The following is a 15,369-nucleotide window of genomic DNA, read 5'->3' as shown; positions in this document are numbered from 1 at the left end:
CTCAGCTTTATGGCGATTTCAGTGGCTATTCTGACATTGCTATCGGTATTGCATTAATGCTCGGCGTCTACATCCCGATTAACTTTAACTTGCCGTATTTCTCCACGTCCCCAGTTGATTTCTGGCGCCGCTGGCATATTTCATTATCGTCATGGTTACGAGACTACCTGTACATTTCGCTCGGCGGCAGTCGCAACGGCAAACGTGCACGTAACCAATTTATTACCATGTTGCTCGCCGGATTGTGGCACGGCGCGTCGTGGACGTTTGTTGTCTGGGGCGCCTACATGGGTGTGATCGTCGTGGTTACTCAATGGCTGAACGACAGACCTCAATTAAGCAAATGGGTTAACAGTAAGAACTGGTTGTCCTTGGTGATTAAAATTGCCGTTACTCACTACTTGTTTGTATTGAGCTGGCCTTTATTCCGCGGCTCTAGTTTAGAAGCCGCTTGGACAATGATCGTCGACATGCACATACCGCAAGCCACCGCCGTTACTGCGGGTGCCGGTATCGTGATGGCCTTGGTCGTAACTGGATTGTTCCTAATGCACTTTGTCGATGCTTTACGTATTCGCTACGGTGATGCTTTGGCAAATCGCCAATGGTTCTTCTGGCCGGTACTTGTGATTGGTTTTACTTTGTTCTTTACCGTAGGAGATTTTGGTCATGACTTCATCTACTTCCAATTCTAAACCAAATAACTCTGCGCAGAGCGAAGCGTCTATCGAACGAGAAGAGGATATCCGCAACGCCGAAGGAAGACGAAAAGTCGGTTTATATACCGTAATTTGCGGCGGCCTAATGATTCTCGTCTCAATGGGATTAGTTAACATTGGTATCGCATCGTTGCGTTATTCTTCGCTGAATCCTTTTAGTATTGAACGGATTCAAGCGACCGGCGACAACTTAGGTGCTGCCCTCGAATTGCCAGAAGATGACCCAAGAGAAGTGGTATACGTACTAGGCTCTTCGCTTATTCACTTTGGTTTTTCACCCGATCTATTCGATGAAGAATTGAATGCTGCCGGTGTACCGACCGTGTCGTATAACTTTGGTTTTGGTAACGCTGACCCGTCAATCCACGCGAAATTTGCGCACAAATTGGCACGTACTTTTGCTGATCACCCAGGTCGAATTGACCGCGTGATTTACGAGTTTGCGCCCCATGGTGCAACCCAGCGTCGTGCCGATACCAGTGGCCAGCTAAATCATGCAACCACGGCGATTCTTAGCAGTTGGGGCGACATAGGTCAGACCTTACTAGACGACCCGGAAGAAGCATTTGCCTTAGCCAATACCCGACTATTCCGCAGTGGCGTACCGGCTGAAGCCATCACCCATATGCTGGCAACACCGATTACCATGGCAAAGATCAACGACACCGTTAAAGATCGACCAAAGCCAGTGCCTATGGATAACCTCGGCTGGGATCTATTCAATCAGCTTCGAGAAGACTGGCCAGAAAGTATTCCTTTTGGCGGTTGGTCTGCTCAATACCGTGGTGGCTTTCCACCCACGGCAAGCCCTAGAGCACTCGAACTTTCTGATCAAGTTATGCAGCGCATGCAAGATCCAGTGCGCATGGAATCTGCACTAAAACAGCGTATTTCATGCTGCGACATACTTGGGCTAGAAATGGATCCAGAAATGATCGCGCATGTCATTAAAACGATTCGTTATGCGCAGTCTATCGCTAAAGACGTCGACATCGTTGTTATGCCGCAAAACCAAGATATCGTGCACGTATCGCCGCAAGGGGAAGAGAACTTCAAGAAGGCATTAGCTGAAGTCGTTGCCGCCACCGGCGTAGATGTTGTCGATATCTATAAAGAACCTTACCTAGGTATTGAATACTTCTTCGACGCCGATCACTACACCTTCTTTAAAGGCCGCAGCATGGTCACTAAATTGATGGCTGATCACTACCTACCGAAAGAAGAAAAAGAAACTCATTAACATGAGTTTCTTTTTAACAGTGCAATGCCACTGATGTGAAACAAGCGCTATCTCGATTGATCGTGCCCAGCACATGGGCACGATCACATCCCTTTAATCGCAACACCTTCAATAAGTAAGCGCCCGCCAAACAGATCAAACCAACAACTACGCCCTTGATCCATAATGAGAACTCCGTCTCTAGGCTTACGATTACAGACAAAAACGGATTCTTTATAAAGGCAATACTCACTCGTTAACAACCGGAATCTGCTTCAATACAAACGGATCTTCATCCGTCGGATACAAGCGAGTATATGGCTGATCACGAATCAGTTTAAGATCATTACCACCGCTCGCCATTTCAGGAAAAGGCAGTGATGTGTCAGGCAGGCTTCTCCCATACTCGTAAAAGATATCAAGCATATCGAGTAAGTCTAAATAGGATATAACCATAATAGACAAGTATGCATTTCCTTCGATATACGGAACGAGTGGTAAAACATTCGACGTCAAAAAACCATCTTTAAACGACAATTTTAACTCATATACTGAATTGTCAGTTGTAGGCTCTTCGCCATTACGAGGAAGAATGTACTTTATAGCAAAAGGATTTATTGGTGCTGTAAAATATTGTTGATACTCTTCATTATCTTCTGATAAATCACCATTACTTGGGTATAAATACTCATTCACATTGGTGCCTGACACCAGCAAGGTGTAAGTACTATCACCATCCACTTTTTCACTGACAATTAGAGATCTAAAGCTTGCACTTAACAAGGTAGTGTCGAGATTACATGAACCTTTTATAGGATATGAATATACAACATCAACATAGTTAGGATTTTCAACTTTAAGAACATTATAAAAACACCATTGATCGCCTGAATCATCCTCAAAGTATAAGGTGCGGCCATACGTGCCGTAATCGCTGAATTCAACCTTATGACTTAATAGGCTGGTAGGTTCATTCCTTTTTTCAGAGCAAGCTAAGATCATCAAGATGGCAGTAATTAATAGGATATATTTCATGATCTAGTTTTCATTAAAAGTTAAAGAATAATCAACGACTTCATCATCAGACGTCAAAATAGAAAAACTAAAATCATATCCATCAAATCTAGGAAGCTGAACAAACGAATCAAGGCCATTTTGATTCCAGATTAATTCGACGGCGGTAGTAGAGGTTCTGCCATCTAGTAATCGCTCTACTCGTTTAATACCTACAAGACTCAAAAGGTACTGACTACCATTCAAGGTGATATCTAAATTGTCATCAAACGAAGCAGTATCACTTAGCTTAACTCCCGTTATTTTCCTTTTATGACCAAGCAAATTTTCACCATCGAAGCGTTTAACAAGACCTTTAGGATGAAAACCATACTCACCATAACCAAGCAATCGTCCATCATCTGAAAATGAGACAACCAACTCTCCGGTTATAATCTGCTTATCGGTACTCGATTCGTTGTAATAGTTTTTCAGGCGATAACCAGAAGCTGTAATTTCGATATCTGCAGCATCGCCATCTTTTAGATCTTCGTCAAAGTAGAACGAGAAAGGCCGATGATTAATAAAGTCATAGATGAATTTATTATCTTCAAATCCTATCGACACCCCTTTAAGCAACGCATAAACCCACGCAGTGGTTTTTACCTCTAATTTAGTAACCGTATAATCTGAGCCACTTACCGTTTCGTAATGCGCTACATCCTCTATTTTTAACAACCATACGCCCGTGCGATATTCCATAGACGTGCCCGTGCGCGGCGGCGGTAAGTCATCATCCAGAAAATCTGAATCAATCGTATCAGCACTAGAGATAGTGCTACCGAGAAGTAATAATAAAAAAAATGATATTTTAACTAACACCTTACTGTCCTTGTTTATAATTATTTCCGATTCAAATACTCAACAATCACGTTGGGCAGGAGCGACATCACCACGGCAACGGCTCTGCTACTTCAGCCCATTTCTGGCCATCATGTACCTCGGCTAATTCTTCACCCAATCGTTCACATTTTTCCATTGCCTCATCCCAGCGCTTTCTGCGGATGCCGTAATCTGGATATTCATAAAAATCATCTAAATCCGGAATACGCCCACCAGGTAAGGTCGCGGCAAACTCCCAAGACGGCGCGATAATAATGGTGCGTTTGTAATATTCGCGTGACGCGACGCGCCAGCGCAGTTTTTTATCGAACCAACCGCCTTTGGGTGCTTGGGCAAAATAATGCGGATACAGCACAAAGCCTTTTTCTGGCATAACGGGTAAATCAAATTGGTAGTCGGTTACGCCGCCATCACGGTAGGTGCCTTTCGGCGCTCCGGGAATATTACGCACACCGGCAATAACTAACGGAATTGCACCGCTGGCTAAAATAGCCGGTTTTAAATTCTCGGCGGTGAGTGCGACATGGCGCGCAGGTAAATGCGGAAAGTGATCAATGGGTGGTTTTTCTGGGTGATGAAACATAACCCGTTCGATCCACGGGCGCATGGCTGCAGGAGAAACCAAATTAGCCGTCATGGCCCCAGCGATACCGAGCATTTGCACGTATTTTTGATCAATACCGGCAAGCCCTTTAAAGCGCGCCACAAGGGTGTGATAACGCACATTGGGATTATTAATAATTTCGCTAATGCCGTTATCGCCTAAAATTACATCCAATACATGGCGACATTCAGTTGCCACTTCTTGCGCGGTAGGCTTAGCCGAATACTGTTGGCTTAAATAGGCTTCTTGAAAACGCGCATGAGCAGCAAGGGGATTTTGCTGTGCGAAGCAGGCCATACGCCAAGCACCGGCGGATGTGCCAAGCACGTGCAAAGGCTCGGTACGCGCGTTAAACCAATGAGTCAGGAGGTAGCGATCCATTGAGGCTAGGGCTAGCCATTTAGGCCCACCAGACGCTGCCAGCAGCATTTCGATATCACTTGGCTGTAATCCATTCGCACGAATATGCGCGAGGGCTTCGCTACCGGCAAAAATTTTTAAGTCTGGCGGGGTCACGGTTTAACTCCTAAACGTTCAAGCTTTATATTGAGGCTTAGTTGTACCGTGAGCATCCTGCCGCTAAAAGAGTTAAAGACGCAATACTCAGAGTATTTTGATCATTTATCGGAATGAATGTTATGCCGGCTCGTACACAACAAAGCTGTAGTCGTATGGGTTAGGGCCGGCGGCGGCAAAATCTTCACGTGCTACTTCTTGCCATGCTGCTTTGTCGTACTCTGGGAAAAAAGCATCCCCTTCTACATCGGCATGTACTTCGGTCAAATACAAACGATCACAATGCGGCAAGGTTAATCCGTAAATTTCTGCACCACCAATAATCATGGCTTCATCTTGGCCATCAACCAAGCAGACGCTTTCCGCTAGCTCGCGAGCCGCTTCAACCGTATGCACAACTTTAATACCATCAGCGGTGAAATCAGGCTGGCGAGTAATAATGATATTGGTACGTCCCGGTAATGGCTTACCGATACTCTCGAAGGTTTTACGCCCCATAATAATGGGTTTACCTAAGGTCGTTTTTTTAAAATATTTCAGGTCTTCTGGTAAGTACCAAGGCAATGCATTATTACGGCCGATCACGCGGTTTTGGGCAACGGCTACCATTAACGATAATTTCACAAATAATTCCTTACGCTACCCGTTTAAATCGCAACCGGCGCTTTAATATGCGCATGCGATTCATAACCTTCGATCACAAAGTCTTCGAATTTATAGTCGAATATACTATTAGGTTTACGTGCGATCACGAGTTTAGCCAACGGCAGAGGCTCACGGCTTAGTTGTAAATCGGTTTGCTCTAAGTGGTTAGAGTACAAATGCACATCGCCGCCAGTCCAAACAAAATCACCGACCTCTAAGTCGCATTGTTGCGCCATCATATGCACTAGCAATGCATAACTAGCGATGTTAAACGGTACGCCTAAAAAGATATCCGCGCTGCGCTGATATAACTGGCAAGACAACTTGCCATCAGCAACATAAAACTGAAAAAACGCATGGCATGGTGGTAACGCCATGTTTTCAATTTCGCCCACATTCCACGCGCTAACAATTAAACGGCGTGAGTCTGGGTTGCTTTTAATCTGCTCAACGATTTGGGTAATTTGGTCAATGTGACGACCACCAGCCGCAGGCCAGCTGCGCCACTGCGAGCCATAAACAGGGCCGAGGTTACCGTCTTCATCAGCCCCCTCATCCCAAATTTTTACGCCATTCTCTTTTAAATAAGAGATATTGGTATCGCCACTCAAAAACCATAGTAGTTCGTGAATAATCGAGCGCAGGTGCAATTTTTTAGTGGTCACCAAAGGAAAGCCTTTGCTTAAATCAAACCGCATTTGATAGCCAAAACAGCTGTACGTGCCCGTACCGGTACGATCTTCTTTGAAGGTGCCGTTCTCACGCACATGACGCATCAAATCGAGATATTGTTTCATGCTTTTTGTTCCTCGGTTTTCGGGCTGCGATAGGCCACCACCAGCAAGATCGCACCAATAATAATCATAGGTAAACTGAGCAGCTGTCCGCGGCTCATCCAACCAAATGCATCAAAGCCAATTTGTGCATCGGGCTCGCGGAAAAATTCGGCAAAACTGCGGAAAATTCCGTACCCCATTAAAAAGACAGCACTCACCGCTTTTTGCGGACGCGGACGTGACGAATAAAACCACAGAATAACAAACAGTAAGAAGCCTTCCAACGCCGCCTGATAGAGCTGCGATGGATGGCGCGGAACATCCCCACCGTGTGGAAACACCATAGCCCAAGGCACTACTGCGGGATCAGCCATACGACCCCATAATTCGCCGCCGATAAAATTACCGATACGACCAAACATTAAACCAAGCGGTACAAAGGGAACGCCGAAGTCGGCAACATCAAAGAAGCTGCGTTTGTACTTCCGACAGAAGTAGGCAATCGCCAGAGCAACACCCAACAAGCCGCCATGAAACGACATGCCGCCTTCCCAAACCCGTAACAGCCAGAGTGGATCGTCTAAAAATTGTCCGAAGTTGTAAAACAATACATAGCCACAACGCCCACCTAAGATAACGCCCATAGCACCAAAAAAGATCAAATCAGAAACCTGCTGAGCATCCCAATTATTGCTGCTTTTTTTCGCGCGATAATTAGCTAACGCCCAAGCTGTGCCAAATGCCAATAAATACATGATGCCGTACCAATGCACTTTCAGCGGCCCAAGCTCAATAGCGATGGGATTGATTTCTGGATATATAAGCATAACGAGTTCCCTGCAACGAGACGTCAAATGGGCAATAAGCTTGCCTTGGCAAGATGACGAATCGGCGAATATAGAAGTAAAAATCACGCCTGACGCTGGGCCTTAAAAAGCCAAGAAGCGAATTCCGACTACGAAGAGTAACACGGCAAACGCTTTTTTTAGCAGCACCGCATCGAGGCGATGCGCTAAGCGCGCACCGACTCTAGCAAACGGGACACTGGTAATGGCAATGCCTAGGATGGCGGGCCAAAACAAAAAGCCCGTTGTCCACTCCGGCAAATCGGCATGGCCCCAACCCGTCAAGACGTTACTCACAGCACCCGTAAGTGCAATCGGAATACCGCATGCCGCCGATGTGGCAACCGCCTGACGCATAGGAAATCGCATCCAGCTCAAATAAGGCACGGTGAAGGTGCCGCCACCAATACCAAACCATGACGAGCCAAAACCGATCACACCACCAGCACTCATCAAGCCAGCCGCACTTGGACGCTTGCCAGTACTGCCGGGTTCAATATTGAAGTACATCTTAATAGAAAGCAGTAATGCGAACACACCAATGATGTTTTGCAATACCGGCCCGGGCACGGAGGTAATCAGCAACACGCCTACAAATGTGCCGCCAACAATACCCGCCGTCATGGCTTTTACGATGCTCCAGTCAATCGCACCATTTCGGTGGTGCTCCCAAACCGAGCTCATCGACGTGAATACAATCGTCGCCAACGAGGTCGCTACCGCCATATGAGTAGCTACCGAATCGCTAACACCTTGAGCGGCAAAGGTAAAAATAAGTACTGGCACGATCACCATGCCACCGCCAACACCAAACAATCCTGCCAACACGCCAGCGATTGCGCCAACAATGAGATACAGCAAAAACATGCGGCAAAACTCTGTAATTTAATAGGGCCGGCATTATGGCGCAAAACGGGCTGGTGTACGAACCTCACCGCTAAGCCAAGCAGGCTAAAAAACCAGTTTTTGGGTACACTAGCGGCATGTGTTTAATCGTATTCGACTGGCAGCCCCAGCAATCACAATGGCTGACCTTAAGTGCCAACCGTGATGAATTTTTTCAGCGGCCTGCGTTACCACTAGCCGAGTGGGACGATGCGCCGGGAATTATCGCTGGCCGGGATTTAGAACAAGGTGGCACTTGGCTGGGCATTAGTCGCTCAGGGCGCTTTGCTGCGTTAACCAACATACGTGTAATGAATGCCGGCCCAGAAGACCCAGTATCACGCGGACATCTGGTGCTTGATTACCTGAATTCTGATCTAGCCCCAGAAGCTTGGCTAAATAGCTTAGCAACCAGCGTATACGCGCCATTCAATCTCATCGTCGGCACCACAGATTCACTTTTCTATCTGCGCAATCACCCAGACCGTTATCAAACCGAGCTAAAGCCGGGGCGCTATGTCGTCAGCAATGCGCAACTCGATACGCCGTGGCCAAAAGCCATATTGGCCAAGCAACAATTGGCGACTTGGCGAGAGCAGCAGAGCCAAAACCCAAGTACACCTCAGAGCAGTCTCACTAAACTATTATCTCGTCGTGAGATCTACCCAGACCACGAACTCCCCAGCACTGGCGTGCCACTTGCTTGGGAGCAGTTATTATCAGCACAGTTTATTCATGCTCCGGGCTATGGAACCCGTTCTAGCACCGCACTTGTCGGCCAAGATAATAAGCTGCACATAGCCGAAACAACTTGGAATGCCAAAGGCAAAGAGCAACAAACGGAACAATTTAACGTCATCTTGTAACGATTCCTTTACCTCACGGGCGCGGCGCAACAGAAGCCAACATCTGGTTACAAATCATTGCGATGAAATAGCGATCTGAATCACATTTTTTAAAATCTCTGTCCATACTCAATGTATGAGATACGACACACACTACCGCACGACGAGCACGCCTCGTTCAAATAAGCATTTTGCGATCCCCGCTGTGATCGGGCTGCTGTGCGTCGGTCTTTTATTCGCCGCACTGGCAGCAAGTGTAAATACCAAGCCTTACATGCCACCGAATGTCGCACAGCGCTACATGGAAGAATGGCTAATAGAATCGTCGCGCCATGTCGCCGGTGAAGTTCGTTTAAAGCACATTCAAAACATTGAACCCTTCTATCTACACCGCGACTATCAACCGGTATGGATGGACAGCTACGAGTTAAAACCTGCGGCTAAAGAACTGATTCAAGTGCTGCGGGAAACTGCAGGTGATGATTGGCGCAACTATGGCTATGCCCTGCCAACGTTAGAACGAGAAACCAACCGCCTATCGAATGTGCCGAAGCAAGCGACTGCGGTAGATATTCTACTGACCGATGCCTTTATTACTTATGCTCAGCAATCGTTAAACTCAGAGCTTATTCCCGATACCGGTGAACTAGATCACCCAATTCGCAAAGTATCTTCTGAGCAGAGCCTATCGAACATCACTAGTGAAGATGTGGTGCGCTTACTGCAAAAGTCGGTTGAAGACGACAATCTTGATGAACTTTTGACCCAGCTGACCCCAAATCAACCGGGCTACCTAAAGCTACGCGAGCAGCTGAATCGCTATCGCGCTATTGATGAAACAGGTCTTTGGGAAGAGCTACCGGCTGACTTGCAGATAAGCCAAGGTCAACGTCATAAAATGATACCCTATCTACGCTGGGTACTAGGTCAGTATGGCGATATACCAAAAGGTGCCTTGTCGTGGCTATTTAAAGAGAATAAGAGCCACAGCCAGTGGCCATTGGAAGGTGAAGCAATCAATATTGACGAACCGCGCTTCCTTTTTGACGAGCCTTTAAAAGAAGCCGTGATGCATTTTCAGAAACGCCACAAATTAGAAGTGACCGGTGAGCTGAACGATGAAACCCGCTTACAACTGAATATTCCGCCATATCAGATCGCGCAGCGTATTGCCCTAAATATGAAGCGCTGGCGTCACCTGCCACGCGAACTCGGACAGCGCCATATCATGGTTAACATGGCTGACTTCCGTTTGCGCTTGATGGATGGCAATACTCCAACGCTCGATATGAAAGTAGTGATCGGTAATTTACAGCGACGCACCCCTGTAATGAGCGAAATGATGAGCACGATAGAAATTTCGCCCACTTGGACAGTGCCTGCACGCATTGCTGCCACCAGCCTATTGCCACAAATTAAGCGCAACCCAGCCTACCTAGAGCAAAAAGGATTTAGGGTTATCACCTATCAAGATGGCGCACCTAAATATGTGTCGACCAAAGACATCAACTGGAATAAGTACAGCAGCAAGTATTTCCCATATACCTTAGTGCAACAGCCGGGTCCTGATAATGCACTAGGAACCGTTAAGTTCTTATTTCCAAACCTACAAGACATCTACCTTCACGATACGTCGCATCGCGAGCTATTTGCCTTAGAGAAACGAGCACTCAGCTCTGGCTGTGTTCGTGTAGAACAACCACGGTTATTGGCAGAGAAACTTCTCGCGCGCCAAACCGGCTGGCAGCGCTCTAATATTGATGCAGCAATCGATCAAAACCGCACTTCACGCATCCGCTTAGAACAACCAGTCCCTGTCTACTTAATGTATTGGACTACATGGGTCGACGACGATGGTGTGCTACAAGTTCGCGAAGATGTTTATCAGCGCGATTTAACTGCCGGTATGGCATCACATCGCCAAGCAAGCCTTTAGTTCCTCTTTCGCACGCCGTTATCATGCCGAAGGCGGGCATAATCCAAAGCAGTTACACAATTCATCCTGACAGAACTGTCGATAACGACTTTCACCCCAGCTCGAATGCGCCAGAGCTTTAATCCTTTGGCATACTAGTGCCTCTTGTAACCGAACTGTAACTGAGGTGCCCTTGGTATGCTGGATCGTCGTCGTTTTCTTCAACAAGCAGCCCTTATAGGGGGTGCCGGACTCGCAGGTATCAGTCCAATGGCCAATGCTGCAAGCCAAGAAGAAAAAATACTGCGTCTATACAACATACATACAGGTGAGTCGCTGAAGGCAACGTTCTGGGCGAATGGCGGCTTCGTAGATGACGAAGTGCAAGATATTGATTTACTCATGCGCGATCATCGCGCCAATCAAGCTCTAGCGATGCAACGAGCTCTATATCTGAACTTGTATGCGTTACAGCAAACACTGAATCCGAATCAACCGATTCAAATTATCTCTGGATACCGCTCACCGCAAACCAATCAGATGCTCCGTGCAGCAAACGGCGGTGTAGCCAAGCGCAGCTTACACATGGAAGGACGAGCGTTAGATATCCGTTTTCCAGGCATATCCTGTCGTGATCTACAAAAAGCAGCACTGATGATGAGAAACGGTGGTGTTGGATATTATCCAAAGAGTGGTTTTGTACACATAGATACTGGCCGCGTACGCCAGTGGACGGCTTAACAACTAGACAGCCTCACGAGAGGTGCTGTTTTAGCCTTTCGACAGCGGGCCAATAATGCGCCCGAAGCCAGCTTTCTCAAGTACCAACTGAATGGTCGAGGCAATCACCTGACCACTTTCCATTGTTAATACTTCTGCCAATAAGTTATCAGCCCATTCACGGCTGATACCACGAATGACTGACTTCACTTTTGGTAAGTTAGTCGAGTTCATTGATAGCACATCATAACCCATCGCCATCAACAACACGGCACCCATTGGATTCCCTGCCAACTCACCACACACACTGACTGGCTTATTCTCGGCATGAGCGCCATCCACAATAAGCTTCAGAGCGTGCAAAACTGCGGGATGAAAGGCTTGATATAAATCGGCGACACGTGGGTTATTGCGATCAACGGCAAGCAAATATTGCGTTAAGTCGTTACTGCCTACAGACAGAAAATCAACCCGCTGTGCTAACTCGCGAATTTGATAAACCGCAGCCGGTACTTCAATCATGACGCCAATTTCTGGCATCTCGACATCGAAGCCTTCTTCCAAGGTTTCAACATGCGCACGATAAATGAGATGCAACGCTTCATCAACTTCAGTGACGTTACTCACCATAGGCAACATAATGCGCAGGTTGTTTAAACCTTCACTGGCTTTCATCATGGCGCGCACTTGCACCAAGAAAATCTCAGGATGATCTAAGGTCACTCGAATGCCGCGCCAGCCTAAAAAGGGGTTGGCTTCATTAATCGGAAAATAGGTTAGCGATTTATCGCCGCCAATATCCAAAGTACGCATAGTCACTAGCGCAGGACTAAAGGTCTCTAACTGCTCGCGGTAAGTTTTTTGCTGCTCGCTTTCACTAGGGAAGCGATCCTTCATCATAAAAGGTACTTCGGTGCGATATAAACCAACACCTTCAGCACCTCGATCAAGACTGCGCAAGGCATCGGTAATCAAACCGGTGTTAACCCATAACGGCATACGATGGCCATCCAGGGTTTCGGCAGGCAAGCCACGCAGCCCTTCAAGGTCTGCTGTCAGCGCTAATTCTTCTTCAAAAATCGCTTGGTATTGTTCACGTAGCTCATCGCCGGGATTGGAGAATATTAAGCCGCGATAACCATCGACAATCAACTCCATACCTTGCAGCTGTGCATAAGGTACATCTACTACGCCCATTACGGTAGGAATGCCCATCGCACGCGCGAGAATCGCCACATGTGAGTTAGAAGAACCTTTAACCGATACCAAACCGCGTAACTTGCTGGTCGGCACTTCACCCAACATCGCTGGGGTTAGTTCTTCACTCACCAATATAGTATTTGCAGGATAATCGTCCTTATCGGTTTCGACTTCTGCGCCTTCAAGGTGAGCTAAAATCCGCGTACCTAAATCCATAATATCTGTTGCGCGTTCGCGCAAGTACGCATCTTCCATCAATTGGAAATGGCCGACATATTCCATCACAACGCTGCGCAACGCGCCTTGCGCCCAGTTACCTTTATGAATGGCCGTTTTGACTTCAGCTCCTAAAGCATTGTCATCGAGCATGTTCAGATAAACATCGAACAGGGCCATTTCTTCGGGGCGTAATTCGCCACGCAATTGCCCCCCGAGCTTACGAATTTCATCGCGAGCTGCATCCAACGCAACATCAAAGCGTTCGATTTCCTCAGTAATAGATTCGGGAATACGATCGACAACACTACCAAGGTCGGCGGCAGGTGTGATCACAACCGCTTCGCCTAAGCCAACACCTGGCGCACCTGGCGCACCGCCAAATTTAGCACTTTTCTTCTTTTCGTTGGCTTCGGTTGGTAAGTGAAGAATATTGCCGGTGGCTTCTGCATGAGCAATAACCCCAGCCAACTGAGCCGACATAGTGACAAGCAACGCTTCTTCACTTTCATCAAACTGACGGCTATCGCGTTGCTGTACCACCATAACGCCCATTAAGCGTTTGTGGTGAATAATAGGGACACCTAAGAATGACAAAAACGGATCTTCGCCAGTCTCAGGTAAAAATTGGAAACGAGGATGTGCTGGAGCGTTATCAATGTTGAGCGGTTCTTCACGAGTACCAACAAGACCAACCAAGCCCTGCGAGCTCATCAGACTCACTTTGCCGACAGCATCTTGATTCAGACCCTCAGTCGCCATCAAGACATAACGCTTAGATTCTGGATCGTACAAATATACCGAGCACACTTCAGTGTGCATCGCCTCGCGAATGCGGGCAACCACGACCTTGAGGGCATCACTCAGATCCGTAGCTGAGCTGACCTCCTGTACTATGCGTCTCAATATATCGAGCATACGTCCTCATCCGGTTTTTCGTTGCAATCTGGCTATCCGGGGCGCCAGCTCCGTCAATGCTCGACGGTAAACGTCGCGTTTAAACGCAACAACCTCTCCTAACGGAAACCAGTAACTTACCCAGTTCCAGCCATCAAACTCTGGTTTTGCCGTTGCTGCAACATTAATCAGAGCATCTTCTCCGACCAAGCGTAGCAAGTACCATTTTTGTTTTTGTCCTACGCACACAGGGTGACTGTCGTGACGTACCATGCGCTTAGGCAGACGATACCTCAGCCAGCCACGCGTGCAACCTATAATCTGCACATGCTCTGGCCGAAGCCCGACTTCTTCCGCAAGTTCGCGGTAAAGGGCCTTCTCTGGCGATTCGCCTTGTTTGATCCCTCCTTGAGGGAACTGCCAGGCATTTTGACCAATCCGCCGAGCCCAAAGTACCTGTCCATTGCCGTTGCAAAGGATGATACCGACATTGGGGCGGTAACCGTGTTCATCAATCACAATGCCATCCAAATCGTTTTATCTGCTTCCACAATTTGCTGATTTCGGGACAAAGGTCAAGTCTCAACAGGACTAACCATGAGTTAGCTGGAGTTTGCCTTGCGAAACAGCACTGGAACCATTCTTATACGGATGCGAAATACAGAGGTAAAAACGCACCATCTGCCGCACAATTTTGAGGAAAGTATGCGCTGATCCCCGTAGAATAGCGATATATTTTGTAATCCCTGCGCCCAGCTGGACACCCTTTCGATGCCCGCTGGCTGCGCCCCAACACGGCTGAAAAACATTGGCACTCGCGATATTTGACCTCGACCACACTCTACTCTCTGGCGATAGTGATCACGCTTGGGGTCAATACCTTGTCGATCGCGGTTTAGTCGATCCCGCTATACACCAACAGCGCAACGATCATTTCTATGAGCAGTACAAATCTGGCACGCTCGATATCCATGAATATCTCGAATTTGCTATGCGCCCCCTCACGCAATACGACACAGAGCAAATGCTGGCTGAGCGCGAACGATTTTTAACAGAACGCATCGATCCACTGATTACCCAACATGCGCGCGACTTGATTGAAAAACATCGCGCCGCTGGCGATGCACTCCTAATCATTACCGCAACCAATGGTTTCGTGACCTATCCGATTGCAGCGCGTTTCGATATCGAACATATCATCGCACCGCATCCTGAAGTTGTAGATGGACGCTATACCGGCAAAACGGTTGGCATACCAAGCTTTCAAGGCGGCAAGGTCACTCGCCTAAACGACTGGCTTGCTGAGCACCAACATTCCCTTGAAGGCAGTTACTTCTACAGCGACTCTCACAACGACTTACCCTTACTGCGCATTGTTGATCATCCGGTCGCGGTCGATCCTGACGATACGTTAAAAGCAGCGGCAGAAGCGGCGGGCTGGCCCATCATTAGTTTGCGAGCAGCGGAGTAA

Annotated in this window: 15 protein-coding genes; 6 read left to right on the top strand and 9 right to left on the bottom strand. The window is 47.5% G+C overall.

From position 1 onward, the window contains the following. Both UXZ23_RS13465 and UXZ23_RS13460 read left to right on the top strand, forming a co-directional pair. On the top strand, window positions 1–695 hold a 695-nt coding region (locus UXZ23_RS13465), incomplete at its 5' end, for an MBOAT family O-acyltransferase (RefSeq protein WP_320821076.1). Then, complete coding sequence (locus tag UXZ23_RS13460; protein ID WP_320821075.1) at window positions 670–1,959, top strand: hypothetical protein; 1,290 nt, start codon at window positions 670–672, stop codon at window positions 1,957–1,959. The genes UXZ23_RS13465 and UXZ23_RS13460, both read left to right, overlap by 26 nt. A 228-nt stretch (window positions 1,960–2,187) precedes the next feature. Here UXZ23_RS13460 and UXZ23_RS13455 read toward each other — a convergent pair whose 3' ends face one another. From UXZ23_RS13455 to UXZ23_RS13425, 7 genes are all read right to left on the bottom strand, one after another. Continuing rightward, complete coding sequence (locus UXZ23_RS13455) at window positions 2,188–2,973, bottom strand: hypothetical protein (protein ID WP_320821074.1); 786 nt, start codon at window positions 2,971–2,973, stop codon at window positions 2,188–2,190. Between the two features lie 3 nt (window positions 2,974–2,976). Continuing rightward, window positions 2,977–3,813 (bottom strand): hypothetical protein, encoded by an 837-nt coding sequence (locus tag UXZ23_RS13450; RefSeq protein ID WP_320821073.1) that lies wholly within the window; start codon window positions 3,811–3,813, stop codon window positions 2,977–2,979. Window positions 3,814–3,880: 67 nt separating this feature from the next. Next, the gene (locus UXZ23_RS13445; RefSeq protein ID WP_320821072.1) at window positions 3,881–4,954 is read right to left on the bottom strand and encodes a patatin-like phospholipase family protein; all 1,074 of its coding nucleotides are present in this window, start codon (window positions 4,952–4,954) and stop codon (window positions 3,881–3,883) included. A gap of 120 nt (window positions 4,955–5,074) precedes the next feature. Continuing rightward, entirely contained in the window at window positions 5,075–5,563 is a 489-nt protein-coding gene (locus tag UXZ23_RS13440; protein WP_320821077.1) for a dihydrofolate reductase, read from the bottom strand. A gap of 38 nt (window positions 5,564–5,601) precedes the next feature. After that, complete coding sequence (gene thyA / locus UXZ23_RS13435) at window positions 5,602–6,396, bottom strand: thymidylate synthase (protein ID WP_320821071.1); 795 nt, start codon at window positions 6,394–6,396, stop codon at window positions 5,602–5,604. Continuing rightward, window positions 6,393–7,202: a prolipoprotein diacylglyceryl transferase gene (gene lgt, locus UXZ23_RS13430; RefSeq protein WP_320821070.1), complete on the bottom strand. Its 810-nt coding sequence runs from the start codon at window positions 7,200–7,202 to the stop codon at window positions 6,393–6,395. The genes thyA and lgt overlap by 4 nt, the downstream gene beginning before the upstream one ends. A 102-nt stretch (window positions 7,203–7,304) precedes the next feature. Beyond that, entirely contained in the window at window positions 7,305–8,087 is a 783-nt protein-coding gene (locus tag UXZ23_RS13425) for a sulfite exporter TauE/SafE family protein (protein WP_015488683.1), read from the bottom strand. 116 nt (window positions 8,088–8,203) lie between these two features. Here UXZ23_RS13425 and UXZ23_RS13420 point away from each other — a divergent pair, with 116 nt between their 5' ends. The 3 genes from UXZ23_RS13420 to UXZ23_RS13410 all read left to right on the top strand — a co-directional run bounded on the left by UXZ23_RS13420 (window position 8,204) and on the right by UXZ23_RS13410 (window position 11,606). Then, window positions 8,204–8,971, top strand: coding sequence for an NRDE family protein (locus UXZ23_RS13420; protein ID WP_320821069.1), 768 nt, complete (start codon window positions 8,204–8,206; stop codon window positions 8,969–8,971). A 115-nt stretch (window positions 8,972–9,086) separates the two neighbouring features. Then, window positions 9,087–10,886 carry a L,D-transpeptidase family protein gene (locus tag UXZ23_RS13415; protein WP_320821068.1) on the top strand — a complete coding sequence of 600 codons (1,800 nt, stop codon included), beginning with the start codon at window positions 9,087–9,089 and terminating at the stop codon, window positions 10,884–10,886. A gap of 177 nt (window positions 10,887–11,063) precedes the next feature. Beyond that, on the top strand, window positions 11,064–11,606 hold the full coding sequence (locus UXZ23_RS13410; RefSeq protein ID WP_320821067.1) for a DUF882 domain-containing protein: 543 nt from the start codon (window positions 11,064–11,066) through the stop codon (window positions 11,604–11,606). A 30-nt stretch (window positions 11,607–11,636) separates the two neighbouring features. Here the strand turns inward: UXZ23_RS13410 and ptsP are convergent, their stop codons facing one another. Together ptsP and rppH are read right to left on the bottom strand one after the other, a co-directional pair. Then, the gene (gene ptsP, locus UXZ23_RS13405) at window positions 11,637–13,919 is read right to left on the bottom strand and encodes a phosphoenolpyruvate--protein phosphotransferase (RefSeq protein ID WP_320821066.1); all 2,283 of its coding nucleotides are present in this window, start codon (window positions 13,917–13,919) and stop codon (window positions 11,637–11,639) included. A gap of 6 nt (window positions 13,920–13,925) precedes the next feature. After that, complete coding sequence (gene rppH, locus UXZ23_RS13400; protein ID WP_320821065.1) at window positions 13,926–14,417, bottom strand: RNA pyrophosphohydrolase; 492 nt, start codon at window positions 14,415–14,417, stop codon at window positions 13,926–13,928. Window positions 14,418–14,706: 289 nt separating this feature from the next. Between rppH and UXZ23_RS13395 the strand changes: the two genes are divergently transcribed. Further along, window positions 14,707–15,369 (top strand): HAD family hydrolase, encoded by a 663-nt coding sequence (locus UXZ23_RS13395; protein ID WP_320821064.1) that lies wholly within the window; start codon window positions 14,707–14,709, stop codon window positions 15,367–15,369.

Source organism: Thalassolituus sp. (genome assembly GCF_034111725.1).
Classification (GTDB): Bacteria; Pseudomonadota; Gammaproteobacteria; order Pseudomonadales; family Oceanobacteraceae; genus Thalassolituus.
The sequence above is the reverse complement of the archived record's forward strand: the minus strand, read 5'-3'. Positions and strand labels throughout refer to the sequence as shown.

What these genes read in the sequence shown, in the direction of transcription:
- UXZ23_RS13460 (WP_320821075.1), top strand. Translation starts at nt 670, where the DNA reads ATGACTTCATCTACTTCCAATTCTAAACCAAATAACTCTGCGCAGAGC.
- UXZ23_RS13455 (WP_320821074.1), bottom strand. Translation starts at nt 2,973, where the DNA reads ATGAAATATATCCTATTAATTACTGCCATCTTGATGATCTTAGCTTGC.
- UXZ23_RS13440 (WP_320821077.1), bottom strand. Translation starts at nt 5,563, where the DNA reads ATGGTAGCCGTTGCCCAAAACCGCGTGATCGGCCGTAATAATGCATTG.
- thyA (WP_320821071.1), bottom strand. Translation starts at nt 6,396, where the DNA reads ATGAAACAATATCTCGATTTGATGCGTCATGTGCGTGAGAACGGCACC.
- lgt (WP_320821070.1), bottom strand. Translation starts at nt 7,202, where the DNA reads ATGCTTATATATCCAGAAATCAATCCCATCGCTATTGAGCTTGGGCCG.
- UXZ23_RS13425 (WP_015488683.1), bottom strand. Translation starts at nt 8,087, where the DNA reads ATGTTTTTGCTGTATCTCATTGTTGGCGCAATCGCTGGCGTGTTGGCA.
- UXZ23_RS13420 (WP_320821069.1), top strand. Translation starts at nt 8,204, where the DNA reads ATGTGTTTAATCGTATTCGACTGGCAGCCCCAGCAATCACAATGGCTG.
- UXZ23_RS13415 (WP_320821068.1), top strand. Translation starts at nt 9,087, where the DNA reads ATGAGATACGACACACACTACCGCACGACGAGCACGCCTCGTTCAAAT.
- UXZ23_RS13410 (WP_320821067.1), top strand. Translation starts at nt 11,064, where the DNA reads ATGCTGGATCGTCGTCGTTTTCTTCAACAAGCAGCCCTTATAGGGGGT.
- ptsP (WP_320821066.1), bottom strand. Translation starts at nt 13,919, where the DNA reads ATGCTCGATATATTGAGACGCATAGTACAGGAGGTCAGCTCAGCTACG.